Source organism: Pseudomonas sp. ASL3, from assembly GCF_056680425.1.
In genome coordinates this window covers 3,364,330-3,391,108 of the sequence record NZ_CM155281.1, presented here as the reverse complement: position 1 = coordinate 3,391,108, position 26,779 = coordinate 3,364,330, and the positions used below count along the sequence as shown (strand labels likewise).

The 26,779-nt window shown below is 57.3% G+C and carries 23 protein-coding genes, 1 tRNA gene and 2 pseudogenes; 12 read left to right on the top strand and 14 right to left on the bottom strand.

Going from position 1 to position 26,779, the window contains the following annotated elements:
- Positions 1-4 precede the first annotated feature (4 nt).
- Both AC1MEE_RS15665 and AC1MEE_RS15660 read left to right on the top strand, forming a co-directional pair.
- Entirely contained in the window at positions 5-964 is a 960-nt protein-coding gene (locus tag AC1MEE_RS15665) for an alpha-E domain-containing protein (protein ID WP_480410517.1), read from the top strand.
- Positions 961-1,770, top strand: a complete 810-nt coding sequence (locus AC1MEE_RS15660; RefSeq protein ID WP_480410516.1) for a transglutaminase family protein — start codon at positions 961-963, stop codon at positions 1,768-1,770. Before AC1MEE_RS15665 ends, AC1MEE_RS15660 begins: the two co-directional genes overlap by 4 nt.
- Before the next feature lie 112 nt (positions 1,771-1,882).
- Here AC1MEE_RS15660 and AC1MEE_RS15655 read toward each other — a convergent pair whose 3' ends face one another.
- Positions 1,883-2,710, bottom strand: a complete 828-nt coding sequence (locus AC1MEE_RS15655) for a c-type cytochrome (RefSeq protein ID WP_480416243.1) — start codon at positions 2,708-2,710, stop codon at positions 1,883-1,885.
- 637 nt (positions 2,711-3,347) lie between these two features.
- Here AC1MEE_RS15655 and AC1MEE_RS15650 point away from each other — a divergent pair.
- From AC1MEE_RS15650 to AC1MEE_RS15640, 3 genes are all read left to right on the top strand, one after another.
- The gene (locus AC1MEE_RS15650; RefSeq protein ID WP_480410515.1) at positions 3,348-4,553 is read left to right on the top strand and encodes an acetyl-CoA C-acetyltransferase; all 1,206 of its coding nucleotides are present in this window, start codon (positions 3,348-3,350) and stop codon (positions 4,551-4,553) included.
- 43 nt (positions 4,554-4,596) lie between these two features.
- Complete coding sequence (locus tag AC1MEE_RS15645; RefSeq protein ID WP_480416242.1) at positions 4,597-6,741, top strand: 3-hydroxyacyl-CoA dehydrogenase NAD-binding domain-containing protein; 2,145 nt, start codon at positions 4,597-4,599, stop codon at positions 6,739-6,741.
- Positions 6,742-6,846: 105 nt separating this feature from the next.
- Entirely contained in the window at positions 6,847-7,575 is a 729-nt protein-coding gene (locus AC1MEE_RS15640) for an amidotransferase (RefSeq protein ID WP_480410514.1), read from the top strand.
- 58 nt (positions 7,576-7,633) lie between these two features.
- Here the strand turns inward: AC1MEE_RS15640 and AC1MEE_RS15635 are convergent, their stop codons facing one another.
- From AC1MEE_RS15635 to AC1MEE_RS15620, 4 genes are all read right to left on the bottom strand, one after another.
- Positions 7,634-8,605: a magnesium and cobalt transport protein CorA gene (locus AC1MEE_RS15635; RefSeq protein WP_480410513.1), complete on the bottom strand. Its 972-nt coding sequence runs from the start codon at positions 8,603-8,605 to the stop codon at positions 7,634-7,636.
- A gap of 147 nt (positions 8,606-8,752) precedes the next feature.
- Positions 8,753-9,475, bottom strand: coding sequence for a 1-acylglycerol-3-phosphate O-acyltransferase (locus AC1MEE_RS15630; RefSeq protein ID WP_480410512.1), 723 nt, complete (start codon positions 9,473-9,475; stop codon positions 8,753-8,755).
- A gap of 189 nt (positions 9,476-9,664) precedes the next feature.
- The gene (locus AC1MEE_RS15625) at positions 9,665-10,354 is read right to left on the bottom strand and encodes a crotonase/enoyl-CoA hydratase family protein (RefSeq protein WP_480410511.1); all 690 of its coding nucleotides are present in this window, start codon (positions 10,352-10,354) and stop codon (positions 9,665-9,667) included.
- Between the two features lie 202 nt (positions 10,355-10,556).
- Positions 10,557-10,850, bottom strand: coding sequence for a DUF6388 family protein (locus tag AC1MEE_RS15620; RefSeq protein WP_480410510.1), 294 nt, complete (start codon positions 10,848-10,850; stop codon positions 10,557-10,559).
- 1,808 nt (positions 10,851-12,658) lie between these two features.
- Between AC1MEE_RS15620 and AC1MEE_RS15615 the strand changes: the two are divergent.
- Together AC1MEE_RS15615 and AC1MEE_RS15610 are read left to right on the top strand one after the other, a co-directional pair.
- Positions 12,659-12,909: pseudogene (locus AC1MEE_RS15615) on the top strand (type II toxin-antitoxin system HicA family toxin).
- The gene (locus tag AC1MEE_RS15610; RefSeq protein WP_480410509.1) at positions 12,909-13,250 is read left to right on the top strand and encodes a type II toxin-antitoxin system HicB family antitoxin; all 342 of its coding nucleotides are present in this window, start codon (positions 12,909-12,911) and stop codon (positions 13,248-13,250) included. Before AC1MEE_RS15615 ends, AC1MEE_RS15610 begins: the two are co-directional and overlap by 1 nt.
- Positions 13,251-13,472: 222 nt before the next feature.
- Here the strand turns inward: AC1MEE_RS15610 and AC1MEE_RS15605 are convergent, their stop codons facing one another.
- The gene (locus AC1MEE_RS15605) at positions 13,473-13,712 is read right to left on the bottom strand and encodes a hypothetical protein (protein WP_480410508.1); all 240 of its coding nucleotides are present in this window, start codon (positions 13,710-13,712) and stop codon (positions 13,473-13,475) included.
- 283 nt (positions 13,713-13,995) lie between these two features.
- Entirely contained in the window at positions 13,996-14,202 is a 207-nt protein-coding gene (locus AC1MEE_RS15600; protein WP_480410507.1) for a hypothetical protein, read from the bottom strand.
- Between the two features lie 874 nt (positions 14,203-15,076).
- Here AC1MEE_RS15600 and AC1MEE_RS15595 point away from each other — a divergent pair.
- Positions 15,077-16,483 carry a glycerophosphodiester phosphodiesterase family protein gene (locus AC1MEE_RS15595; RefSeq protein WP_480410506.1) on the top strand — a complete coding sequence of 469 codons (1,407 nt, stop codon included), beginning with the start codon at positions 15,077-15,079 and terminating at the stop codon, positions 16,481-16,483.
- Positions 16,484-16,710: 227 nt separating this feature from the next.
- Here AC1MEE_RS15595 and AC1MEE_RS15590 read toward each other — a convergent pair whose 3' ends face one another.
- The 4 genes from AC1MEE_RS15590 to AC1MEE_RS15575 all read right to left on the bottom strand — a co-directional run bounded on the left by AC1MEE_RS15590 (position 16,711) and on the right by AC1MEE_RS15575 (position 19,023).
- On the bottom strand, positions 16,711-16,893 hold the full coding sequence (locus AC1MEE_RS15590) for a hypothetical protein (protein WP_480410505.1): 183 nt from the start codon (positions 16,891-16,893) through the stop codon (positions 16,711-16,713).
- 85 nt (positions 16,894-16,978) lie between these two features.
- Positions 16,979-17,647, bottom strand: coding sequence for an inovirus Gp2 family protein (locus tag AC1MEE_RS15585; protein WP_480410504.1), 669 nt, complete (start codon positions 17,645-17,647; stop codon positions 16,979-16,981).
- 336 nt (positions 17,648-17,983) lie between these two features.
- Positions 17,984-18,073: transfer RNA gene (locus AC1MEE_RS15580), tRNA-Ser, on the bottom strand.
- 200 nt (positions 18,074-18,273) lie between these two features.
- A complete protein-coding gene (locus AC1MEE_RS15575) occupies positions 18,274-19,023 on the bottom strand; it encodes a 3-oxoacyl-ACP reductase family protein (protein ID WP_480410503.1) in 750 nt (249 codons plus the stop codon).
- A gap of 117 nt (positions 19,024-19,140) precedes the next feature.
- On the opposite strand from AC1MEE_RS15575, the gene AC1MEE_RS15570 reads away from it, so the two are divergent.
- Positions 19,141-20,064 carry a LysR family transcriptional regulator gene (locus AC1MEE_RS15570; RefSeq protein WP_480410502.1) on the top strand — a complete coding sequence of 308 codons (924 nt, stop codon included), beginning with the start codon at positions 19,141-19,143 and terminating at the stop codon, positions 20,062-20,064.
- Between the two features lie 19 nt (positions 20,065-20,083).
- On the top strand, positions 20,084-20,644 hold the full coding sequence (locus tag AC1MEE_RS15565; RefSeq protein WP_480410501.1) for a cysteine hydrolase family protein: 561 nt from the start codon (positions 20,084-20,086) through the stop codon (positions 20,642-20,644).
- On the opposite strand, the gene AC1MEE_RS15560 is transcribed toward AC1MEE_RS15565, so the two are convergent.
- Positions 20,634-21,362 (bottom strand): methyl-accepting chemotaxis protein, encoded by a 729-nt coding sequence (locus AC1MEE_RS15560; RefSeq protein ID WP_480416241.1) that lies wholly within the window; start codon positions 21,360-21,362, stop codon positions 20,634-20,636. The genes AC1MEE_RS15565 and AC1MEE_RS15560 overlap by 11 nt on opposite strands.
- Positions 21,363-21,488: 126 nt before the next feature.
- Positions 21,489-22,430 (bottom strand): annotated as a pseudogene (locus AC1MEE_RS15555) (HAMP domain-containing protein); the annotation flags it as partial.
- A 519-nt stretch (positions 22,431-22,949) separates the two neighbouring features.
- Here AC1MEE_RS15555 and zapE point away from each other — a divergent pair.
- Together zapE and AC1MEE_RS15545 are read left to right on the top strand one after the other, a co-directional pair.
- Positions 22,950-24,074, top strand: coding sequence for a cell division protein ZapE (zapE, locus tag AC1MEE_RS15550; RefSeq protein ID WP_480410500.1), 1,125 nt, complete (start codon positions 22,950-22,952; stop codon positions 24,072-24,074).
- 279 nt (positions 24,075-24,353) lie between these two features.
- The gene (locus AC1MEE_RS15545; RefSeq protein WP_480410499.1) at positions 24,354-25,634 is read left to right on the top strand and encodes an OprD family porin; all 1,281 of its coding nucleotides are present in this window, start codon (positions 24,354-24,356) and stop codon (positions 25,632-25,634) included.
- Between the two features lie 40 nt (positions 25,635-25,674).
- Here the strand turns inward: AC1MEE_RS15545 and rarD are convergent, their stop codons facing one another.
- The gene (gene rarD, locus AC1MEE_RS15540) at positions 25,675-26,559 is read right to left on the bottom strand and encodes an EamA family transporter RarD (RefSeq protein ID WP_480410498.1); all 885 of its coding nucleotides are present in this window, start codon (positions 26,557-26,559) and stop codon (positions 25,675-25,677) included.
- Positions 26,560-26,779: the final 220 nt, after the last annotated feature.

Below are 26,779 nucleotides of genomic sequence, written 5' to 3'. Positions count from 1 at the left end.
GCCAATGCTAAGTAGAACTGCCTCGGATCTATATTGGATGTCGCGTTATCTGGAGCGAGCGGAAAACCTCGCGCGGATGCTCGACGTCAGTTATTCGCTGTCATTGATGCCCCAGGATGGACGCGGCGACGGCCTGGATGAAATCGCCATGCCGCTGCTGATCACCGGAACCCTGGACGACTATGTCGAGCGTCATGGCGAGCTGCATGCCGAACGTTTGCTGCACTTCTTTGCCCTGGACGCGACCAACCCCGCCAGTATCTATAGCTGCCTGGGTGCAGCGCGGGCCAGTGCCCATGCGGTACGTGGGCGGATCACCGCTGACATGTGGGAAAACATCAACGCCACGTGGCTGGAGATTCGCGGCATCGCCGATCAGGGCGTGAGCCGTTATGGCATAAGCCGGTTCTGCGAGTGGGTCAAGGAGCGTTCGCACCTGTTTCGGGGAGCCACCTACGGCACCATCATGCGCCATGACGCCTTTCGCTTCATTCGTCTTGGGACCTTCATCGAACGCGCCGACAATACGCTGCGCCTGCTCGATGCTCGTTACGAGATGCTTGAATTGCGTGGCAAAGACACCGAAGTGGTCGCCGACACATCGGCGCGCGGCTACTACCAGTGGAGTGCGTTGTTGCGCGCGCTGTCGTCGTTCGAGGCTTACACCGAGTTGTACCGGGATGCGCCGGGTGCGCGCCAGGTCGCCGAATTACTGCTGTTGCGTGCCGACATCCCGCGTTCGTTGCGTGCCTGTCTGGAGGAACTCGATCAGATCCTCGCCAGCCTGCCCGGCGCCAACGGTCGCCCGGCACAACGTCTGGCCGCCGAACTGGACGCACGCCTGCGCTACACCGGCATCGATGAAATCCTCGATGAAGGTCTGCATGAATGGTTGAACGAATTCATACCGTTAGTCGCCCAATTGGGTAACGCTATCCACACTTCATACCTGGAGGCTGCATGAGACTCTCAATTAGCCACGAGACCACTTATCACTATGAAGATCAGGTCCGCGCGAGCATCCAGTATCTGCGTCTGACGCCCCATGACAGCGAACGCCAGCATGTTCTCAGCTGGCAGCTCACCTTGCCGCGCCCGGTACGTGCGCAGGTCGATCCGTTCGGCAATATCCTTCACGTCCTGACCCTCGATGAGCCTCACGAGGCGATCATTATCGGCGCGCGTGGCCAGGTCGAGATCGATGAGAAGACCGAGTCCGAGCATGAAAGTCAGTCAGCATTGCCGTTCTTGCGCTTTACCCGCCTGACCGAAGCCGACGAAGCGATACGTGCTTTCGCGGCGCAACAGTGCCAGGCGCGCAAAAACCGCACGGCGTTGATCGACTTGATGCACGGCCTGAACCAATACATGACCTATACGCCGGGCTCGACGGAAGTCGACACCAGTGCTGCCGAAGCGTTTGCCGGTCGCGCCGGGGTGTGTCAGGACCATACCCATGCGTTCCTGGCCTGTGCCCGTAGCCTGGGTGTGCCAGCGCGTTATGTGTCGGGTTATCTCTACAGCGAAGACAGCGAACACCTGGCCAGTCATGCCTGGGCGGAAGCCTGGATCGATGACGCCTGGTACAGCTTCGATGTGACCAATCAACTGTCCCGGCCTGAGCGTCACCTCAAGCTGGCGGTCGGCCTGGATTACCTCGACGCCTGCCCGGTGCGAGGCATGCGTCGTGGCGGTGGCTGCGAACAGATGCACGCCAAAGTGCTGGTCTCGCCGATGCGGGCTGTGCAGGTTCAGTCGCAGTCGCAGTAGTCCTGAGGGGACTGATTTATTTTCAGCGCTTCACCGAAAATCAATCTGTCCCCGCTGTCGAGTCCAGGGACAGATTGATTTTTCAAAGAGCGCGAAAAATAAATCAGTCCCTTCATTCCGCCGATCTGCGCTGCGCCATATGCTTCAAATACCCAATCACCAACTCCATATCTCCGTCGGACAGCACGGCTGCCGAGAGGGCGGGCATTTTTGCCTGTGGCCATTGGCGCAGGCTTTGCGGATCGCGGATGTAGCGCTTGAGATAATCGCCTGCAAAATACTCGGTGGGGCTGCGGGGCTGATTCAGGTCCGGCCCCAACTGTGAGTCACCGGCACCGTTGAGGCGATGACACGCCAGGCAGCTCTTCTGGAACACCGCAAATCCCTGATTGACTGGATCATCGGCCGCCAGTTTTGGGTCCGGGCGCATGGCCGGGAAGCGTTCTGCAACGGACGCCAATACCTTCACGCTCGCCATTGCGTACGGCCATTCTTCCGGGCCGATATTGCTCGCCTGGGGGTTGGTCCAGACCAGATAAAAAGGCCCAGCGCTGTGATCGCCGTTGCCGAGCATCGGCCATGGATCAGCCGGGTCCTCGACCGCCAACCAGGCTTGCGCTCCCGTACGTTGAAGCAAGGGGGCGGCCGGAATTTCGGCGGCAAAGCCATCCGTTGCCACCGCCTGCACGTGCTGCTCGGCCGTCACGCCATTGAGCAGCGCAGCCATCGGTACCGCGCGATACGTCATGGGGCGCTTATAGGAAACGTCCTCGGCGATTTGAATCTGCTGCGCCTGCGGATGCGCGAGCAATTGCGCGGTGTTCCAGATGTGGACACCGTCGGGCAGTTCGAGCGTCAATTGCGCGGCGGTATGATCCACTGCTCCGGCGCTGACCGTCAGGCAGCAGACCAGAGGTATCCATGCTAACCACTGACGCATAAGACGCATAAGCCTGTCTCCATCAATTCAAGCTGGAAGACTGGCATAGTTGCGCTTCGCTCGATAGCGTATCGAGCGCCTTGCTCTGGCGTGGCGAACACGATCAACCGAACAAACGCGTCATATTCGGCAAAATCAATATAAGGGTAGTGGCGAATACAATAAGTCCCGCCTGACGAATTTTCGAATGCTTGAACATGGCTGATTGCCTTTTGTTGTTATTCCTGAGCGACTAAAGCTCACCGATTTCGTGCGACATCAATCGGGCAGCTGGCAAAGGTGGTGCAACCGAACAGGTGTCCCGGAAAACCCGGCAACTCAGACGCCTTAGCTGTATTTTTTTGGTGTCTGCCTGCTACATAAGTAACCTTAGAGCCCGCGTCACACTTGGTTTAGATCCATTTCGTATGAATTAATTAATAAAAACGCTAAAAAAGGCATGAGGCTCATCGCCACCTTACTAGTACTGCCCTTGCTAGACACGTTGGACGCTTCCGGTTCCGGATTAGTTCATCGGCTACCGTCCGTCTGAGTGAGGCAGTCAAGGCTAATGAGCGCTTCGGTCATTGAATCAGGTGGGGTGACGTCTAAGGTATCGGCATAGGGAATCCACTTTCCATCGCGTTCCGAGGACGTCATGACTGAAGCTTTGATTTTCGATGCGGTGCGCACGCCCCGTGGCAAAGGCAAGCCTGATGGCGCGCTGTACAGCGTCAAACCGGTAAATCTGATGGCCGGGTTGCTGGGCGCTTTGCAGCAGCGCAACCACTTGGACACGCGTCAGGTCGATGACATTGTCCTGGGTTGCGTGACACCCGTGGGCGATCAGGGCGCGGATATCGCCAAAACTGCGGCGCTGGTCGCCGAGTGGGACGTCAGTGTGGCTGGGGTGCAAATCAACCGTTTTTGTGCGTCAGGCCTGGAAGCGGTCAACCTGGGGGCGATGAAAATTCGCTCTGGCTTCGAAGATCTGGTGGTGGTGGGCGGGGTCGAGTCGATGTCACGCGTGCCCATGGGCAGCGACGGTGGCGCCTGGGTGCTGGACCCGCAGACCAACATGCACTGCCATTTCACTCCGCAAGGGATCGGCGCCGACTTGATCGCCACACTGGAGGGCTTCAGCCGCAGCGACGTCGATGCCTATGCCTTGTACTCACAGCAAAAAGCCGCGCGCGCCCGCGCCGATGGTTCGTTCAGCAAATCGCTGGTGCCGGTAAAAGACCAGAACGGCACGCTGCTGCTTGATCACGATGAGTTCATTCGCAGCGACTCGACCCTGGAGGGGTTGGGCAAACTCAGACCCAGTTTCGAAATGATCGGCCAGATGGGTTTCGACGCCACTGCGCTGCGGGTCTACAGCCATGTCGAACGCATCGATCATGTGCACACCCCCGGCAACAGCTCGGGGATCGTCGATGGTGCGGCGGCCATGCTCATTGGTTCGGCGGCCAAGGGGGCGGCGCTGGGCCTGCGCCCACGCGCGCGCATCGTCGCAACGGCGGTCACCAGTACCGATCCGACCATCATGCTCACCGGTCCGGCGCCGGCCACCCGCAAGGCGTTGAGTCGCGCCGGGTTGAAGGTGGAAGACATCGACCTGTTCGAAGTCAACGAAGCGTTCGCCTCGGTGGTGCTCAAGTTCATCAAGGACATGGGCATCAGTGTCGACAAGGTCAACGTCAACGGCGGCTCCATTGCCATGGGTCACCCGTTGGGCGCGACCGGGTGCGCGATCCTCGGCACCTTGCTCGATGAGCTGGAAACTCGCCAATTGCGCTATGGCCTGGCGACGTTATGCGTCGGTGGTGGCATGGGCATTGCCACCATCATTGAACGTTACTGAGCCTGTCTCCCGACTTCACCAGGATCTCTCTATGACCTCCGCCATGACCGACGCCATCCACTATGAAAAGGGCCAGGACCAGATAGTCGTCCTGACCATCGACATGCCCGGCCAGACCGCCAACACCATGAATGCGGTGTACCGCGATGCCATGGTCGACATCGTTACCCGACTGAAAACCGAAAAAGACACGATTGCCGGCGTGATCATCACCTCGGCGAAGAAAACCTTCTTCGCAGGCGGCGATCTCAACGAATTGATCCAGGTCGACAAAGCCCGTGCCCAGTGGTTCTACGAAATGGTGCTGAACCTCAAAGCCCAGCTGCGCGCCCTCGAAACCCTGGGCAAACCGGTGGTGGCCGCCATCAATGGTGCGGCGCTGGGCGGCGGTTGGGAGATTTGCCTGGCGTGCCATCATCGCATCGCGCTTGATAGCAACACTGTGCAAATTGGCTTGCCCGAAGTCACCCTCGGCTTGCTGCCGGGCGGCGGTGGAGTGGTGCGGATGGTACGCATGCTTGGCCTGGAGAAGGCCTTGCCGTATTTGCTCGAAGGCAAGAAGGTGAATCCACAGCAGGCGTTGCAAGCCGGTTTGATCGACCAGATCGCCAGCGATCGCGACGACATGCTCGCCAAGGCCCGTGCCTGGATTGTCGCCAACCCGGCTGCCAAACAGCGTTGGGATGTGGCCGGATACCAAATTCCCGGCGGCACGCCGTCGCAGCCAAAGGTCGCGCAAATGCTCGCCATTGCGCCATCGATCCTGCGTGCTCGAACCCAGGGTTGTTTCCCGGCACCGGAGAAAATTCTTTGCGCGGCGGTGGAAGGTGCGCAAGTGGATTTCGACACCGCGCAGATCATTGAAACGCGCTACTTCACCGAACTCACCACCGGCCAGGTGGCGAAAAACATGATTGGTACCTTCTGGTTCCAGCTCAATGAAATCAACGCCGGTGGCTCACGGCCCAAGGGTATTGCGCTCTATCAGACGAAAAAAGTCGGAGTGCTTGGTGCCGGCATGATGGGCGCCGGCATTGCTTTTGCGAGCGCTTCGGCGGGCATCGAGGTAGTGCTCAAAGACGTCAATCAGGCCGCGGCCGAGAAGGGCAAAAACCACTCCGCCAAACTGCTGGACAAGAAGGTCTCCAGTGGACGGATGAGCGCCGAACAGCGCGAGGCGATTCTGGCGCGGATCAGGCCCAGCGAGCAGGATGCCGATCTGCAAGGCTGCGATCTGATCATCGAAGCCGTGTTCGAAGACCGTGAACTCAAAGGCAAGGTCACTGCGGCGGCGGAACGGGTTGCCTTGCCTGACGCAGTGATCGCGTCCAACACCTCGACCTTGCCCATCGGCGGCCTGGCCACGGCGATTGCGCAGCAGGACCGGTTCATCGGCCTGCATTTTTTTAGTCCGGTTGACAAGATGCAGCTGGTGGAAATCATCAAAGGCGCCAATACCAGCGACGAAACCCTGGCCCGTGGTTTCGATTTCGTTCTGCAAATCAAGAAAACCCCGATTGTGGTCAATGACCGCCGTGGCTTCTTTACTTCGCGGGTGTTCGGTACCTTTACCAACGAAGGTATCGCCATGCTCGGCGAAGGCGTCAATGCGGCCATGATCGAAACCGAAGCGCGCAAGGCCGGTATGCCCGTCGGGCCGCTGGCGGTTTCCGACGAAGTGTCCCTGAGCCTGATGAGCCAGATCCGCCTGCAGGCACGCAAGGATCTGGAGACCGAGGGCAAACCTGCGCCGCAGCACCCGTCGTTTGCGGTGGTCGACGTGCTGCTCAATGAATACAAACGCCCCGGCAAGGCCGCTGGGGGCGGGTTCTATGAATACCCGGAAGGTGCGCCCAAGCATTTGTGGCCAGAACTGAAATCGCGTTTCGAAAAAGTCGATGGGCAGATTGCCGCGCAGGATGTGCGTGACCGCTTGTTGTTCATTCAGGCCATCGAAACCGTCCGCTGTCTGGAGGAGGGCGTGCTGTTGTCCACCGCCGACGCCAACATCGGTTCGATCTTCGGCATTGGCTTTGCCGCCTGGAGCGGTGGTGCGCTGCAATTCATCAATCAATATGGGCTCAAGGACTTCATCGCTCGCGCGCAATACCTGGCCGAGCAATACGGCGAGCGCTTCGACCCGCCAGCGCTGTTGCTGGATAAAGCGTCCAGGTGCCAATCGTTTTAAGGGGGGGCTTTAGGTATCGGGTGCGCTTGGATACTTGCCTTGAGGTGGTTATTCAAGGCAGGCTCTGTCTGTGCGCTATTGCCTTTACCGTTTCAGGTACTTTTTATGTCGTTACGCATCTGCATTCTGGAAACCGATGTCCTGCGTCCAGAATTGGTTGGTCAATATCAGGGTTATGGGCAGATGTTCGAGCGGTTGTTTTCGCGTCAGCCGATTCCCGCAGAGTTCAGTGTCTACAACGTGATGCAAGGTGTTTACCCGGCCGATGACGAGCCTTTCGACGCGTATCTGGTCACCGGCAGCAAGGCCGATTCATTCGGCAGCGATCCGTGGATTCAAACCCTGAAAACCTACTTGCTGCAACGTTTCGAGCGCGGCGACAAGCTGCTCGGCATCTGCTTCGGCCATCAACTGCTGGCGTTGCTGCTCGGCGGCAAAAGTGAACGTGCCCATCAGGGTTGGGGTGTCGGTACGCACCGCTACAAACTGGCCCAGGCGACGCCGTGGATGAGCCCGGTCATGGATGAACTGACGTTGCTGATCAGCCATCAGGATCAGGTTACCGCGCTCCCGGAAAACGCCACTGTGATCGCCTCCAGCGATTTTTGCCCGTTTGCTGCGTTCCACATCAACCATCAAGTGTTGTGCTTCCAGGGTCATCCCGAATTCATCCATGACTACTCCCGCGCCTTGCTGGATATCCGCCAGCAGACCCTTGGCGAGCAGATCTACAACAGCGGCATCGCGAGTCTGGAACATGAGCACCACGGCGCTACCGTTGCCGAATGGATGATGCGTTTTGTGTCGCACAAGCCTGACGCTGAAGTGCTCTGAGCATAAACCTGATTGATCGTTCCCCCGCTGGAGCATGGGAACGATCTGTAGATGGGGGCTACAACCACCCAGACCGTTTGAAACTCCAATACAACCCGGCGCAACCCACCATGATGAGCCCGATTACCGTGAAGTAGCCGTACTTCCAGCTCAGTTCCGGCATGTTCTGGAAGTTCATCCCGTAGATCCCCGCAATCGCCGTCGGCAACGCCAGAATCGCCGCCCAGGCGGCGAACTTGCGCTGCACGATGCTTTGTCTCGACGATTCCAGCAGCAGGCCGATTTCGATGGTCTGGCTCGCGATATCACGCAGGGTGGCCAAATCTTCCATTTGCCGGGTGACATGGATTTCCACGTCGCGGAAGTACGGACGCATGTTCTTGTCGATGAAGGGGAAACTCAGCTTTTGCAGCTCTTCGCCAATCTCCACCATTGGCGCTACGTACCGGCGTAAGCGCAGCAGATCGCGGCGCAAACTGTGGATGAGCAGGATATCGGATTCGTTCAGCACGCCCCCCAGTACGCGGGCCTCAAGGTCGTCGAGTTCGCCGTGAATGGCTTCGGTGACCGGTTGATAGGACTCGGTGACGAAGTCGAGCAGCGCGTACAGCACGAAATCCTCGCCATGCTCCAGCAACAACGGCCGCGCTTCGCAGCGCTGACGGACCTGTCCATACGATTTCGAATGGCCGTGGCGCGATGTGATGATATAGCCCTTGCCGGCGAAGATATGCGTCTCGACGAATTCGATTTTGCCGTTTTCGCGAATCGGTGAGTACGTGACGATGAACAACGCGTCGCCAAAGGTTTCGAGCTTTGGTCGACTGTGTTTCTCAAGGGCGTCTTCGATGGCCAATTCATGCAGGTGGAACTGGGTTTGCAGGTTGGCCAGTTCCTGGGCATTGGGTTGCTCCAGGCCAATCCAGACGAAATGTCCAGGTTTTGCAGCCCATGCGGCGCCTTCGTCGAGGGTGATATTGGTAACTTTTTTTCCGGCGCTGTAAACCGCGGCAGCAACGACTCGGCCCATAGTGGTATCGCTTCTTTTTTTAGGTAGCAGTGGCACGTAGCACGTAGCTTAACGTGGTCTGCCTGATCAGAGTCAGCAAAGTTTTGCGAGTTCACAGGCATTAAAAAGCCCGATTCAACGGGCTTCGGAGACGGGTGGCACGCGCCGTCAAGCGGCCAGTAATTGCTTGTCCATTGTATGGATACATGTTTGCATCTGCTCACGACACAGGGCGATCAGCATTGGCATGTCATCCAGGCTCAGGCCTGCGGTGGGGATGGCGGGCAATGAACGGATCATAATCCTGGCGCCGCGCCAGCGATTGAGATTCAGGTGTTTGATGTAGCTGCTGACGCACACCGGCACGATCGGCACCCCGGCGGCGATGGCCATTTGGAACGCGCCCTTTTTGAACGGCAACAGGTCTTCGCCAAGGTTACGCGTGCCCTCAGGGAAGACCCAGATCGAGGTGTCCCGGTGCTGCAAGGTATCAGTGGTGGTCAGCATCGATTGCCGAGCCTTGTGGCCGTTGCCCCGATCGATCAGGACGTTGCCTGCCAACCAGAACAGCTGGCCAAACAGGGGTACCCATCTCAGACTTTTCTTGCCGATACAAACAGTGCGAGGGGGGACCACATTGCCGAGGACGAACAAGTCGTAGTTGGACTGATGATTGGCAATGATCACGCACGGTTGGGATTGCTTGAACAGCGGCCCCATCTCAGCCTTCAGACGCAGACGTAAAATACACATCGCCGGCCAGGCGTAAAGACGCGCGCATAGACGGCTGTTGTCCGGATTAAACGGGCGGCATAGCCCCAACAATACGCCAAGCACACCCGCAACAATAAAATGCAGGCCCATCAGCAACATACGAAACACAAAGAGCATCAACCGGCCCGCCAGGATAAAAGGTCGCGCAGTGTAAAGATGCACACTGACGACAGCAATTGCCGGGTGGGTCTGTTTAATAGCGATTATTTAAGGGGATATTTCTTACAAGCGAAGAGACTTGCGCTAGAGCGGCTGGTAAAGAAGCCCGACAGAGAGTCAGGTTTCTTTACCCACAGTGAAAATGGCTCAGAGCGAGTGTTGCTGGTCCAGCACGATGGACTGATCGAGCGCGTCCAGCAGCGCCTTGCGCACTTTCAGCTTGGTGTTCCTGTGCGCAACCATGTTGATCTTTTTCAGCTGCACGGCAACCGTGCGCGCTGCGCTTTGCAGTTCTTCGGCGCTGACCACTTTATCGAGGAAACCCGCATCCACAGCACTTTTCGGGTCGAACATCTCACCATTGATCACCGAGCGATGGAAAGCGGATTTGCGCAGACGGTCGCGCGCCAATTCGATCCCGGCATGGTGCATGGTCATGCCGATTTGTACTTCGTTCAAGCCGATGCTGAACGGGCCTTCCACGCCAATACGGTAATCCACTGACAGCAGCAAAAACGCCCCCTTGGCCACCGCATGCCCAGGGCAGGCAACCACCACCGGGAAGGGATGTGCCAACAGTCGCCGCGCCAGGGTCGACCCGGCCGTGACCAGATTGATTGCATTCTGCGGGCCGGACGTCATCACCTTGAGGTCATAACCGCCCGAAAGAATCCCCGGCTGCCCGGTAATGATCACCACTGCGCGATCCTGTTCGGCCTGATCCAGCGCGGTGTTGAACGCAGCGATCACCTCCGGGGAAATAGCATTGACCTTGCCATTGCTCAAGGTCAGGGTGGCTATACCGTCTTCGAGGTGGTACGAGATTAGCTCACTCATGGCGCGATTCCTTGTGTTGAAGTGGGGCAGACGTTACCCACCCGCAACACCAAGGTAAAGCGCTATGAATGACTGGTGAGTCAGGGTTTGGACTGGTATCGGCTTCAAATCATTGGACAAATCGGGCTGCCGCAAGGCAAGTCCTGCAAGGGCAAGACAGGCACCGATTTTCCAAACGGGTAGCGCGCGCCAATCTGCTCGATCACTCCTGAATATCGTTGAGCTCGCAGTACTCCGCCCAATCCATCCCGAGTGCCTCGGCGACTTGTTTATGAGCTTCAAGGCGCATCGCTTTCAGTTCTTCAGGCGATTCGGCAACCAATTGCACTGCCAACTCCCAAGGCTCGATACCTTGAGATTCTGCCTCGTCCTCGAAGGCCCATTGAATCTGCTTTTTTTGTTCCTCCTGACTCAGATTCTGGATCTCTGCCTGCAGGGAAGGGTTGCTCGCGATGTATTTCGCCAGCGCGACTTCGTTCCACTCTAATGCGTTCATGCTTCATCACCTCCTGGATATTAACGTCGGGCTATGCGACAACCGGCGCTAGGTTACACCTGAAACCAAACCCCAGAAACGCAAAAACACCGACATCGGTTATGGGCTGGCGAACTGCTGCTCTGGCGTTCTGTTTTGGTCACGCTAGTTTATTAGTTAACCTGGCTTGCCGGTCGGCAGGACGCCGGGGCGAGAGTAAAGGAGTTTTCGGTTAATAGCCCCCTGAGGCCGGCACCGCGATAACATGCCGCCGTTCAAGGCTGCGCTGAGGACGCTAAATTCTATGACACCCCGGCCGATAGAGGTGTAGTCAGCGACGTGTGCGCCTTTTACCTGGTTAGCGGGAGGCCAGTCTGGCGAGCCGAGACGATATTTTGAGGGGCTGTAGAGATGGTATTTATTGGTTTCTTTGTCTTGCTGCTATCGGGAATCCTGATAACCCTCGCTGGATTGGTCAGTGTGCGGCGGACCGCTGCGACAGGTGTGGGAACTGATGAAAAAATATACGCATTCATAGTCCTCGGCCTGGGGCTGGGGCTGATCTATCTCGCCTGCAGGTTTTTCCCTCTATCTGCGTGAGTGAACTAAATGGCCTCCTGCATGTTCAGCGCCGATTCTTGTGGCGGATCGTAGACATTTGCAGTAATAGTCGGTTCTGGAACGCGGCTGAAGTCGGTGAAAATAAGAATCATTACATTCTGTAGGTCAAGTGTTTTATATGTCGAGCAGTCTGGCGACGTAAGAAGGCTGTTGGATCATTCCGTATGTAGCTTCCAGCCAAAGGAGACTGAAAAATGAAGTTGAGTTATGTCAAAGTTTTTTTAGTGGTAAGCACCTTGTTGTTGAGCGCCTGCTCTGGCATGACGACAGACACCTGCTTTTCAGAGAATTGCGGTCAACTTGACGCCCATAGCTCTAAACTGAATGGCTTTGGGTCTACGCCGCTGAGTAGAAGCTTTGGTGAATACAGTTCGGGACTTTTGCATGAGTGAAACGACTCTGCGGAGTGCCGATCAACAGGGCTTTATGAACTGTATCGGCGAAGCGCGGACAAGTGTCTGGCAATGGGCGCTTGATATCGAGTTCGTCTAATGCAAGGAAGGCATCGGCTGGGGCTGAACATAAAAAGGGCCTGAATTTGATTCCTGAAACACAAAATCCCTGACATTCGCCAGGAATATCAGGGGTTTTGCGTGTATCGAATAGGGCGGTGAGGGTGGGATTAGTTGACCACTACACGCGAGCAAAGAGAACGACCCAGCTAAACGACAAAGCCCGGCCCAGCGCCGGGCTTTGTATTTCTGGGAGGGGACCTTCTCACAGGTTTAAGGGCTGACTGCGGACACCGGATTTTTCGGCTGATACGGACCGGTTGAGTAGTACTCCCGAAGTTGGGTCTCAAGGCTGCGAAGGATCTCTATGTCAAGCCGAAGGCCGGTCTCCCCAGGTCGATTCTGAGTTAACCCCTGAGCGTAGCCCCCGGCTATGAGCGCATTAAGCGTTTCCCGAGCGTACTCGGCAGATTTATCAGTCATGTCCGGCCTCCAAAGCCTTTTCGGGGAGAACCAAAAAGTTACCACGGAAGCGTCGGACACTCACGGTCATTGAGTGACACAACGGCCGCTAGTCCGGGATCTGGTTAGAGGAAGCGCGCACCGATCACAGGGGGCAGCTTGATCAATCACTCAACCCCTGGCACCCCATGCTAGTGCGCTACCTGGGAGATGTCGGTGGGCAGGGGATGGGTCTGTGCGGGATTGACCGGCTAGTCCTGAGCAACTAAAATTAGTTGCAAATAAGGAGGCTCAATGTCAAGACATGAGAAGCTGCTCTCGCCAAACTGCTCAATAAGCAAGCCGGATTCGCTTGGCAGGAATTGGTAGCGCTGCTCAGCAGCATGGGATACCGCCAGTTGCAGGGCGATGGCAGTCGAGTGAAATTCGACAACGGCAATCCACAGGCGATGATCAACCTTCACAAGCCGCATCCAGGCAACGAACTGAAGGCCTATGTCAAACGCCAGGTAATCGAACACCTCAAGGCAGGAGGATTGATCTGATGAGAACAATGCTGCAACACCGGGGCTACTACGGCTCCATAGAAGCCAGTCCCGAGGACAACTGCCTGTTTGGCAAGCTTCAGTTCATTCGCGCGCTGGTCAGCTATGAGGGGGATACGGTTGCCGAGCTGAGCCAGGCATTCCGTGAAGCGGTTGATGATTACCTGAACACCTGTGGTTCGCTTGGCCAGGAGGCGGAGATTCCATGCAAGGGATCGTTCAACGTGAGGGTGGGGCACGATCTGCATCTGGCCGCCAGCGTGGCGGCTACCCGGCAAAGCATTTCCCTAAATGATCTGACCCGCAAGGCGCTGAGCGAGTATCTGGAGCATCACGCTTAAGACCAGCGGCAGAGACGAAAAGCCCGGCGCTGGGCCGGGCTAAACAGGCTGATGGAAACGTACAAATCCATGCCGCGCCAGACACTCAAGCCTTCAGTCCGTGGATCTAGCGAAGGGTAGGGCACTCGGCGATATCCCCGAGGTCGTGTTTCAAGATCTTGGTAGGGTTGTTGAGTTTCATGTTCGCTCTTGCAAATCCCTGGCTGGCCACCTGCTCGGCATTTACTCAGCATTCCCCCGACGGATAACCCGAGCCTTCACTTCATCGGCGTACGCAATCAGCCGATCCTCGCCGGCCTGGAATACCTGGCACATTCTCAGCACCGCCTGAGCGTCGGCTTCATTGCCGACCTCGCTCAATCGTTCGGCGATCTGCAGCAGCTCCACCGCCGACCACCTCAAATCAGACGCAACCTCCTGGAGATCGCGCCTTAGATCCTGCTCAGGTTTGTTGAGCCACATGATGACCTCCTATAAATCCCTGCGTGCGCCCAGAGGGTTCGATCTGAGCGTTCATGCTGCAATCGAGCCAAGTGTAGATCCACTATTGAGCATTCAGCTTTATCTACAGCTTGATCAAGGTCCGGATGACGCTCTGAAGATAGGCAACAGGTTCCGTTGTGTCACTCCTGTCAGCTCGCTACGGTCGGTCTGAAGAAAGGTAATTCGCTCAAGGTGAAGATGAAGGCGCTGTTGGCTGATCTCCGCCAGAGAATCGGCTATGAACGGGAGTTGAACGCAGCAGTTACGGCTTGTCGTTATCAGCCGGTCCAGCGTTACGCCGATCCGCACCAGAAGGGTTGCCGGTGTTCAGAAGCCTTCTCTCTACCAGCACATTTTGTAGTGCCTGGCGGGATGTGGGATCTAGCTGATGTTCTCTCTCCTTCAGCGCAAGCAGGATTGGGCTAGACCACCTGCGATAGGTCTGCTCGGCAATACTAATCGGGGTCATTTATCTCTACCTGACTTAGGTGCCAGCTAATAAATTGGCACGGTTCCATGTGGCGGAAATCCTAGTAGGGAAACTTGATTGTCGCCATTCGTCCGCACCGCAATGGTGCTTGCAGACGTGCTCAAGCGCGCTGACCAAAGAGCGGGAGAACCTGGCTACCGCTGCTGAATCCAGAATAAGGGGGCTGGCTTGCGAGGTGGCTTACGATGCTTTGCTGGCTGAACGTTGTCAGCGGATCGGCTATGAAGTTGGTGGCGGCGGTAACCAAGTCATTTAACACATGCTCAATTCGCAAACGTGGACGAGCGATGGCTCGATAATGCAGATCCACACGAACGACCACTGTACGGGAGTAACGATCGAGCACCCGACTGACGTACTCAGTGAGCGTGGCTTGCTTCTGGCTAGCTTCGTAGCGACGGTCATCCTCCTTGCGCTTGTACCGCTTGCTGCGGTTTGACTGGCTGCTTTCGGCTTACATCCACGACGGGCAGCTTCTGGCCGGTTCCGCCAATCGCATCGCGGGCCGATCCAGATTTGACGTGACACTTCATGTCAGGTCTAGTTTTAGATAGTACATATAAAATGTGATTTGATATGACATGATTTGTCCGAGAGTTACCCTCATGTTTCAACCTCAGTTTCTTCGTTAGGTTTAAGCAGCACTGGTGGCACAGGGAAAACCACCCGATCGTTGGTGGAAAGGATTACTTGCCTGCACATATGTGCATATTTTTCATCTGAGTTGGAGGTTAGATACTGCACTGGCTTAAGCAGGTCAGACTCGACGGCCGTACTTGCATCGCCATGATTTTGTCATGTGTTTAGACTACTATCGGTTGATAGCCGTTCCTACCATCTTGAAGGATTACACATGTACACTCGCCTAGGTCCGCCCCTTGTCACAAAATTCCTTGCACGCTTTATCGTTCTCGGATGCAGCCTGCTAGTGACCGCTTGTGACAGTATGAACGGGAGTTTACCTGGCGCCGGTTCAACCGCATCTGCTTCGTTCAAAACCCTTGACGGTGCGCCTCCCTTAATTATCGGGCATCGCGGCCTGCCGGGATTGTATCCAGAAGAAACCCGGGCTTCTTACGAGAATGCAGCCGATGCTGGCGCAGATTCGCTCGAACTGGATCTGCACATGACCAAAGACTGCGTGTTGGTGGCTCGACACAATCCTTGGTTGAGCGACAACACCAACATCAGCGAAGTCGCGAAGACGAACGCCAAAGTTGCAAGCCGTAAGCGCACTTCTCCAGGCGTATTAATCAATGTCAGATATTCCGCCACAACAGAAAATGGTCCAACACAGTACCTGAGTGACTTGACCGACCCCAACGATCCAAAATCAGTATTGAAATCATTGGTCGTTGATGGCGAAGACCATACCAACGACTGGTCAATAAGCGATTTCACAATGGCCGAACTTAGGCAATGGATAGGCGGCACCACTTACGATGCCCGCGACCAGCGCCCAACCGAACTTAACGGCAAGTTGCCGATTTTGAGTTTTCAGGAAGTGATCGACATTGCAAAAGCTAAAAGCGCAGCTACAGGCCGCGTCATTACGACCTATCCAGAAAGCAAAAATTCGATCTGGAACAATGCCCAAGCCATTGCCAATGGTTGCGGCGCACCGGGCAGTCATCCGTTTGAGGAGGCTTTCCTCAAAACCCTCAAAGACAACGATCTCAATCGCAAGGACGCCCCGGTCTTTGTGCAAAGCTTTGACCCAGCCAGCTTGAAATACCTGCGCTCTATCGGCCTGAAATCCAAAGCGGTTCAGTTAGTCGATGGAAACGGCATGAACTTCAAGACCGGCGAAACCATTTTCATCACTGACAAACCCAACACTTTCGTCAGCGGCCGCCCATATAGCTGGACCGTAGCGGGCGACCCACGCTCCTTCGGTGCGATGCTTACGCCGGCAGGATTGGCCGAGGTCAAAACCTACGCCGACGGCATCGGTCCGTGGAAGCCGCAGGCAATGTCGCTCACCGTCGCTCCAGCCCAAGATTCGTCGTCCCAAGCTAGCTTGGCCGAGGTCGACACCATCAAGCCAACCAGCCTGATTAGCGACGCCCACAAGGCCGGTTTGTTCGTTCATATATTCACCTTCCGCAACGAAGCGAAATACCTGGCAGGTGCCTATAAGGGGGATCCAACGGCAGAATACATGGCCTTTTACCGAGCCGGTGTTGACGGTGTATTTACAGATTTCACGCCTACCGCATTTGCTGCCCGCAATACCTATCTTAAAGAAGTAGCGCGCTAAACGACGGAATCCATACTCTGTTGATTTGTGCTCATTCTTGTCCCGTCTTCAAGGGGGCGTTTGGCGAAAGGGAAATTAAAGTACGCTAAGCCGGTTACAGCGGCCGTAGCAGCCTGAACTTTCCCGTCGCAATTCATGACGAGGCTTGGCTGCTGCCCGCGCTGCTCAGTCGCGGGCCTCACGCCTTCGCCCTAGTCAACTCCATCGCCTGATCTACGTTGTGTCCATCAAAGGCTGTATGTCTGAGCGTGAAGTCCCTTTGCTTTGACCTGCTCATCGCCCAGAGCATCCAGGGTGACTCGATAGGCCGGCCCGTTCGTGCGAGCGACGGTCTGCACCAGCCGACCGATGACGATTGCAGCGTGTAACTCAGATAAAGGAAATCGTGGATCGATGAAAGGAACGATCATGACAATGCCTGCTGAATAATGGATTGATTGAGTACAGGAGGGAGCTCAACAGCTCCTCCCTGGCGCGAAGCCCTGTAGAGCTGGTTCAACCTCTGCTGCAACCAAATGCCCGACATCGACTGCCGTAGTCCTTGGTAGCGGCCTTGCAGAGGTAGCTCACCCGATGGAAGTACCGATCCATCTCCGCTGAATCATCCTGAGAGAGGTGGAATGTGGCGTTATCAGGGATATGCACCAAGCCATCTGCCTCCTCGACAGGAATCCTCAGCGCACTGGCCCATGCGGCCTGAATGCGGCTGTATAGATTCTCCCTTTCAGATTGAAAGCGTCCCACCGTGTGGAACGCATCCCTGTTGACCAGTAGTACGCAGTGCCAGTGCGGCCTGCCTTCTTGCCCGAGCTCCCTAGCCCAGCACCAGCGCACCCGTGTTTGATGGGCAAAGCCATTCAGGCGCCTGGAGCGCTCACGTACTATTTGAATCCGCATCCTTTCCTTCAAGGAATCGACAAACCTGGAGATGACGGCGTTGCCTGATGCAGGTGGCAGATAGTCATCTGGAAAGCGCAGATCGAAACGTACCGCGAACACCTGGCGGTGATCGCTCAGCGCTAACTGAGTCGTTTCGTACAGTCGTTCGAGGTATTCGGTAATGAAGGGGGCGTGGGACGTCATTACGGGTAGACCGCGAAAGGTGTCCTCGTAATGCAGGTGAAGATTGCTGTTGCCGGCGTGACGCTTGGACTGGTGTGCCATGGGGGGGGTGATCCGCTGAGTGAATTCATAAACTCAGTGGGTTGAGTATTTATTTACGGCTCGATCTGCATGTGAGGACAGACCTCGGCTCAGCCTCTGGCGCTGATCCTGTTACTGGTTGCAATGGGGATGGGTGACTGAGCTCGTAGCGCTTAGGCCGCGCACGTCATGCACCTTGATGAGTTTTTCTTTGCCTGGCGATCACACTGCTACATCCATAACCCTTAACAGGCAGCAGAGTAAAATCACACAAAGAGAGAGTGGGGGAACAGATGGGGGAACAGAAACCGCAGAATGCAAAAAGGCCCCATAAAATGGGGCCTTTAGGTGTAAATGTGGCGGTGAGGGAGGGATTCGAACCCTCGATACAATTTCTTGTATACACACTTTCCAGGCGTGCTCCTTAAGCCTCTCGGACACCTCACCGTATCTCGTCAAACTTATTCAGTCTGTCGAGGCGCGCTAATGTAGTCGAAACCTTTGACGAAGGCAAAAGTTTTTTTCAGAATTTTCATGCGCTTAAGCAAATTACCCGGCCATGCGTGTCGTCATGGACATGGATACGACTCGGCCCCGGCTTCTGTTGGAAGTCCGGGGCCGAGTCAGTGGGGGATCCGCAGGTGGGATCAGGCGCCGAAGCCGCCGTCGATAGTCAGGCTTGCTCCAGTGATGTAACCGGCTTCCGGGCCTGCGAGGTAGGCGACGAAGCCGGCGATTTCTTCAGCCTTGCCGTAACGACCGACCGCGATCATTGGGATCAGGGTGTCGGCGAAGCCACCTTCGGCCGGGTTCATGTCGGTGTCGACCGGGCCGGGCTGGACGTTGTTGATGGTGATGCCGCGAGGGCCGAGGTCGCGGGCCAGGCCTTTGGTCAGGCCGACCAGTGCCGCTTTGCTCATGGCATAAGGGCCGCCACCGCCGAAGGGCATGCGGTCGGCGTTGGTGCTGCCGATGTTGATGATGCGACCGCCTTGCGTCATGTGCCGTGCTGCTTCCTGGGAGGCGATGAACACGCTGCGCACGTTGATGCTCAGGGTTCTGTCGAAGTCTTCGAGGCTGAAGTCTTCCAGCGGCGCAATGGCCAGGACGCCAGCGTTGTTGACCAGAATGTCCAGCCGGCCAAAGGTTTCGACGGTGGTGTTCACCGCATGGCGAATCGCTTCGGCATCAGCGCTGTCGGCATGGATGGCCAGCGCCTCGCCGCCGCTGGCAATAATGCTGTCTTGCAGCGCCTGGGCTTTGGCTTGCGAGCTGACGTAGGTAAACGCTACGGCTGCGCCTTGTGCGGCCAGGCGTTTGACGATGGCTGCGCCGATGCCGCGGGAGCCCCCTTGAATAAGGGCCACTTTGTTGGTGAGGGTCGCTTGAATGGTCATGCTGTTCTCCAAAGCTTGAGGGGTTAAGTGCTTGGTGGCCAGTATTGACGGCTGATTGCATTCTGAGTAGAGGGTAATTGCGATAGTCTGTGTAAACCAAAAGTTTAGAGTGCGGGTATGGAACACTTCAGCAGCATCGAATGCTTCGTCCGCAGTGCGGAGGTGGGAAGCTTCGCCGAGGCCGCGCGTCGTCTGAGTCTGACGCCAGCGGCGGTGGGCAAGAGTGTCGCCAAGCTGGAGGCCCGGCTCGGTGTGCGGCTGTTCCAGCGTAGCACCCGTAGTCTGACCCTGACCGAGGCCGGTCAGCGCTTCCTTGGTGAGGTCAGTGCGAGCCTCAATACCATCCAGAATGCCGTCGCCAACCTGGCCAGCGCCGAAGGTCAGCCGGCCGGTACGCTCAAGGTCAGCATGGGTACGGTCTTCGGCCGCCTTTATATCGTGCCGTTGCTGGGTGAGTTCTTGCGGCGCTTCCCGGCGATCACCCCCGACTGGCACTTCGATAATCGTCAGGTGGACCTGATTGGCCAAGGCTTCGACGCCGCTATCGGAGGCGGGTTCGAACTCCCTCAAGGTGTGGTCGCACGCAAACTGACACCCGCGCATCGGGTGCTGGTCGCGTCGCCGGCTTATCTGGCCGAACATCCGGCCTTGGTCAATCCACAAGACTTGGGGGGTTGCGCGGGGATTTTGATTCGTTCGCCGCAGACCGGGCGTGTGCGTTCCTGGCCGTTGACCAATGGTGCGCAGGAACACAGCCCGCTGAACTTGAAAATGCGGATGACCATGAGCGATTCGGAAGCCGCCTGCGCTGCCGCCGAACAAGGTCTGGGCATCGCCCTGGTCAGCATGCCGTTCGCCGCGCCGTACTTGCGCGACGGCACCTTGCTGCGGGTATTGCCGGAGTGGTACGTCGACGATGGCAATATCTCGCTGTACTACAGCGAACATAAACTGCTGCCGGGAAAGACCCGGGCGTTCGTCGATTTTGTGATCGAGCAGTTTGCCGAACAGAAACTGGCGCAGGTTTTTAGTGCGATCTAAAACGGAACCGGGAGCAACGATGAACATTCACGCCAACGCAGCGCTTGTCTTGATCGATATGCAGAAGGGCATCAACCACCCGAAGTTAGGCCGACGCAATAACCTGCAGGCGGAAGAGCAGATGTTGAATCTGTTGGATGCCTGGCGCACAACGGGGCGTCCAGTCATTCATGTGCGGCATTTTTCCCGCTCGCCCGATTCAGTGTTCTGGCCGGAGCAGTCCGGTGTCGAATTTCAACCGGCATTTTTGCCCCTTGAAGGAGAACGCCAGCTGGAAAAACAGGTACCCGATGCTTTTTGCGCGACCGCACTGGAACGCTGGCTGCGTGTGGAGTCGATTACCCAGATGGTGATCGTTGGGGTAGTCACTAACAATTCGGTGGAGTCGACGGCGCGCAGTGGCGGCAATCTGGGGTTCGAGGTGCTGGTGCCCCACGATGGCTGTTTCACCTTCGATCAGGCCGACTTCTTCGGCAATCCGCATACGGCAGAGGAGGTACACGCCATGTCGTTGGGAAACCTGCATGGCGAGTACGCAACGGTGCTATCGACCGCCGAAATTCTGGCGCTTACAACCTGAACCGCGCCATCTGCGAAGCGAGATGCTCGGCCTTGTCCGAGAGTTTCAGGCAATCTTCGCGGCAGGTTTGCACGTCTCTGGCGGTGGATTGAGCGAGGTCGGCGATGCCTTGTACATTGCGGTTGATCTCTTCGGTGACCGAACTTTGCTCTTCGGTGGCGGCGGCGACCTGCTGATTGCGGTCGGTGAGCTCTTCGACGTGGCCAGCAATCGTGTCGAGAGAGTCACCGGTACGGCGGCTGGCTTCGACCCCGGTGCCGGTGGCGGCCTGTCCGGCACGCATCGAGGCGACGGCCCGGTCGGCACCGCCTTTGAGTTCGCCGATCATCTGCTGGATCTCGCTGGTCGCGCTTTGGGTGCGGCCGGCGAGGGTGCGCACTTCATCGGCCACCACCGCAAAGCCACGGCCCAATTCGCCGGCGCGGGCTGCTTCGATGGCGGCGTTCAGGGCCAGCAAGTTGGTTTGTTCAGAGATACTGCGAATCACCGTCAGCACCTGATCGATGGTTGCGATCTTCGTGGCCAGTACTTCAACCGCACCCGCCGCACTGCTGACGCCATCGGACATCGTCTGAATGTGTGCAATGGACTGGCCGACGATGCGCTTGGCTGACACCGCTTCGTCCTGTGTACTGCGCGAGACTTCGGCGGCGGCTCCAGCGTTGCGGGCGATTTCCTGCACGGTCAGGCCCATTTCGTGAACCGCGGTGGCGACCATGTCGGTCATCTGTTGTTGCTGCACTGCCCGCGCCGAGGTGCTGTCCACCACCCGTGCGACATCCCCCACGCTGTGCCGCAGTTGTTCGCTGGTATGCAAGGCGTCGCCGATCAACTGGCGCAAGCTTTCGATGAAGCGGTTGAACCCTCGGGCCAAATCGCCCAGTTCGTTTTCCCGGTGATCATCCAGACGGCGAGTCAGGTCACCATCGCCGCCACCGATATCGATCAGCGCCGTGGTCACCTGACGAATCGGCCGCACGATGCCCCGTGCGATCCAGACCACAAAGCCGAGGAAGCACAGCACCACCGCCAGGCTGATGGCAGAAATGATGGTCAGCGCTTCCTTGGCCGGTCCATAGACTTCCGTGAGCGGTACTTCACTGACCAGGGTCCAGCCCAGCGAACTGACCGGCTCGGCCAGGGCGACATACGCCTGGCCATTGCGCTCGAACTCCACCGGGGTAGTGCCGGCGTCGAGGCTTAGCAGTGACTTGGCGGGCGCGGCACCGACCAATTGTTCCAGGGACTGTCGATCATTGAATTCGGCGTTGGGATGGACCTTGACCTTGCCGTCAGGGCTGACCAGATACACCTGACCTTGCTTGCCGAAATGGAAGTCGCGGACCATCTCCGACAAGGCACTCATGCTGAAGCCCAGGCCTGCCACGCCGACGACCTTGCCGTTGCTTTCAATGCGCTGGTTGATGAACAGCGTCGGCACCCGGGTACTGCTGTCGATGTCGATGTCCAGTGAGCGTTGTTTGCCGCTGTCGAGAAAGCTATAGAACCAGCCGTTCTCCGCCACGCCGCGTTGCAAGGTCCGATCGACACCCTTGTTGGTGAAGTAATGGCCGCTGTCCTTGGCGACGATAAAGGTGATCAGTGCCTTATGTTGCTGCTGGATGTTAGCCAGGTAGCGCACAAAGGATCCTTGCTGGGCGGGATCTTCGCCGGCGCTCAGCCAATCGGCGACCAGAGTGTTGTCGGCGATGTCACTGGCGGCGGTCAGGGGGGACGCGAGTAGCCGCTCCAGATCATTGCGGATCGCCTCGACGCTGGCGGGCATAGCCTGTTGCAGTAAATAACGATCGGTCAGCCGGTTCAAGGCGAAGGCGTAAATGGCGATCACGATCAGGCTACTGATCACCAACGCTGCGCCCATGCTCAAAGTGAGCTGCCACTGAATACTTTTTCGCCAGAACGGCATAGAAAACTCCACGTAAAACAAGCGGGCGCACAACCGCGATGGGCAAGTGCTTTGGGGGGACGCGTCCATAAGGCAATAACTGCGCCATAAAGTTGATTCATTGGTCAGCTTTATAGGTGGGGTGGTGCGTTAAGTGCCGAGTTAGAGACGTGCGGTGAGGGATGGCCGTGCTTTGGTTTCGCGCCTAGGAAGGGTAAGGCCGCGCCAACATTGTGTCGTTTTGGAGCAATTCGACAGGGGGTGGGTGGTTACGTGGCAGTCGGCCGAGGTACGTTTCGCCTTCATGTTCTATATGCTGGCAGCCTTTAACGGCGGCTGCGTTTTCAATCTGACGCCTGCCAGCAACCCAACTTGACCCAACGAGCGTAACTTTTCCTGATGAATGTCGTGTCCCCACTGGAGGCCTATCAACAGGCTATTGATGAGCAAGGATTCAAACCCGATGCCGCAGAGTTGAATGCCGCGCGGATGTTGCAGGAGTGCTTCGTGGCGCTGCATGAAGGCAAGGGCCGGCTACCGGTCAAGGGTGTTTATCTGTGGGGGCCAGTGGGGCGGGGCAAGACCTGGTTGATGGATCGCTTTTACGAGAGCTTGAACCTGCCGGCCCGGCGTCAGCATTTCCACCACTTCATGCGTTGGGTGCATGTTCGCCTGTTCCATCTGACCGGCACTGCCAATCCGTTAAGAGCGCTGGCCCGCGAGCTGAGTCAGGAAGTGCGGGTGTTGTGTTTCGATGAGCTGTTCGTCACTGACATTGGCGACGCGATCATTCTGGGCGGCTTGCTGCAGGTGATGTTCGAGGAGGGCATGGTGCTGGTGTCCACTTCCAATCAGCCGCCGGAGCAGCTATATGCCGATGGTTACAATCGCCAGCGTTTCGTTCCGGCTATTGCCGCCATCAACCGCTACATGGAGGTGGTGACGGTCGATGGCGGCGAGGATCATCGCCTGCATCCGGGGCAGTTGCATCAGCGTTATTGGGTCAATCAGCCGGATCGCCCCAGTGTTCTGGGCGACGTATTCAAGCACCTGAGCGAGGGCCAAACCGTGTCGAGCGAGCCGGTCGCTTTCGGCCATCGCAGCGTGAACGTGGTGCAGCAAAGCGAAAAGGTGCTTTGGTGCCGCTATGCCGATGTGTGCGAGCAACCGCTGGCGGCGATGGACTTCATTGATTTGTGCGATCGCTTCTCGGTGATCCTGATCAGCGAAGTGCCGGCGCTGAGCGCCAAACAGCGCGAAGGCAAGATCGCTCGCGGCACTGAAGACGCGGCCGAGCAGGTCGCCGCCGGTGATCGCGAGCTGCCGCAGCTGTCGGTGCATGACGATGGCGTGCGGCGCTTCATCGCGCTGGTGGACGAATGCTACGACCGTCACGTGCCGCTGTATGTGGAGGCGCAGGTGCCGCTTGATCAGTTGTACAACGAAGGCTATCTGGCCTTCGCCTTCCGCCGCACGCTGAGCCGTCTTCAGGAGATGCAGCTGGAGCGGTTCGCACCTCTCTAATCGGTGCAGCGCTATCCATATCTGGCATAAGTTGGCCGTTTCGCATGAAACGGATAGAGGTCTGCACTAAACGGATATTGCGTTGACCGCTGCGTTCCTACCCTTGGCAGGCCTTGATAACAACAATAAAAGAGTCCTGCCATGCGCAAAATAGACGTCCACACCCTGGTCGACGAGGCCAGGTAACACCCCATTGATTTCAGACTGACCGCTGCGGCGTTTTCAAACGCACGCCGCGGCATGGGGATCGTTTGTTCTAATAAAAACAAGAGTGACAGCATGAAAAATAATAAGAGTGTCATCGGCGTGATGGTTTCAGCCGCGGTGGGCGGTGGTTTTTACGATGTGGCCCATGCAGACGAAAGCGCATTCTTCAAGGACTCGACCGCAACCCTGCAAGCGCGCAACTATTACTTCAGCCGCGACTACTCCGGCATCATCGGCCCCAACAAACAGTCCAAGGCCGAGGAGTGGGCGCAGGGTTTCATTCTCACCATGAAGTCCGGATACACCGAGGGACCAGTGGGTTTCGGTGTCGATGCCCAGGGCGTGATGGGGATCAAACTCGACAGCAGTCCGGATCGGGTCAAGACTGGCTTGCTGCCCCTGCACAGCGACGGCAGTTCTGCCGACGAATACAGTCAGCTGGGTGGCACGTTGAAGATGAAAGTGGCCAAGACCGAGCTGCGGGTCGGCGAGCTGCAACCCAATCTGCCGGTGCTGACGTTCAGCGATATTCGCTTGCTGCCGCCGAGCTATCAGGGCGCTAGTGTGGTCTCCACCGACATTGATGGCTTGACCCTGAATGCCGGTCAGTTGCGCTCCACCAACCTGCGCGATTCCAGCAACGACCAGCCGATGTACGCGCTGATCAACGACCCGATCAACCCGCGGCGCATCGCCAATATCACGTCTGACCGCTTCAACTATGCCGGCGCCGATTACACCTTCAACGACAAGCGCACCACGGTCGGTATCTGGCAGGCGCAACTCAAGGACATCTACCAGCAGCGTTTCTACAACCTCAAGCACGTCGAGCCGTTCGGCAGCTGGAACCTGGGAGTGAACCTGGGGTTCTATGATTCGCAGGATGATGGTCAGAGCAAGGCCGGCAGCCTCGACAACCGCGCGTTCTACTCGTTGATGTCCGCCGCCCATGGGGGTAATACCCTTTACCTTGGCTATCAGGCGATCAATGGCAAAGACGGCTTTCTGCGCGTCGGCGACAACATCTCGCCGCTGGGTAACGAAGTACCGACTTACGAGTTCGCGGCCCCCAAGGAGCATTCCTGGCAATTGCGCGACGACTACAACTTCGCCGCCATCGGCCTGCCGGGTCTGGTCACGGGCGTGCGCTATATCAGGGGCGATAACGTCAACACCGGGCAGGGCTTCGAAGGCAAGGACTGGGAACGTGATCTCGATATCGGCTACGTCATCCAGAGCGGCCCGTTCAGAGATGTTGGCGTGCGCATCCGCAACGTCACCGCGCGCTCCAACTATCGCACGGACATCGACGAAAATCGTTTGATCCTGAGCTACACCATCAAGCTGTTCTGACGCGGATGCCGGAGCCGATCAGCGCTCCGGCAGTTACCCGTTACGAGACGTTCCTGCGGCGATGGGCCAACAGGTGCTTGCTGCCTTCAAACACCAGCACCAGCACTGCGGTCCAGATCGGCAGGTACGTCAGCCATTCATCGCGGCCGATGCTTTCCCCCAGCAGCAAGGCGACGCCGACCAGCAGCACCGGTTCGACGTAACTGAGCAGGCCGAACAGGCTGAAGGGCAGCAGGCGGCTGGCGAGGATGTAACTGACCAGTGCTGAAGCGCTGATCACGCCCAGCAGCGGAATCAACAGGTACAACCGTGGATGTTCGGCGACGGCGCTGGGGTCGCCGTTCTGGATGAACCAGATCGCGGCGGGCAGCAGCAGGGCCATGTCAAACCAGAGCCCGCCGAGGTTATCGTTGCCCAGCCTGCGCCGCAGTACGAAATAGATCGGATAACCGAGGGCCACCACCAGGGTTTCCCATGAAAAACTGCCGACCCGATACAGCTCGTTGGCGACCCCGATCAGGGCGCAAAAGGCGGCGATCTTTTGCAGGCGTGACAGGTGTTCGCCATAGGCGATGCGGCCAGTGATGACCATCGTCAGCGGCAACAGAAAGTACCCCAGCGACACTTCCAGGCTACGGCCATGCAGGGGCGCCCACATGAACAGCAAGAGCTGCGCGCCCAGCAGCACCGAAGACAGCAGCATGCCGATCAGCAGGGCCGGTTTTTGCCGCAGGCGTCGGCCGATCTGGCGAGTCAGTTGCCAATCGCCGCTGCTGAGCATGAACAGCGTCGCGCATGGCACGGTCAGGAGCATCCGCCAGCCGAAGATCTCCTCACCGCTCAAGGGCGTCAGCAGCGAGGTATAGAAATACATGACCCCGAACAGGATCGAGGCCAGAACCGACAGTACAACGCCTTTTGCCACAACACCCTCGCGTGGTTTCAAGTTTTTATAGGGAGCTTGTTGTATGAAGAGGCTCTCCGGTTTTGACCCTGAGAGAAGCGGCGCACAGTCTAGCCGATCCGTCATGGCAGGATATGACGGACGTTTGGCAGATAACGTGACACCGCGACGATTGCCAGGCTTCAAGCCGCTGAACTTTGTCGACATCATCCGCAAGTCGCCTTGGGTGGCTTGAATCTGC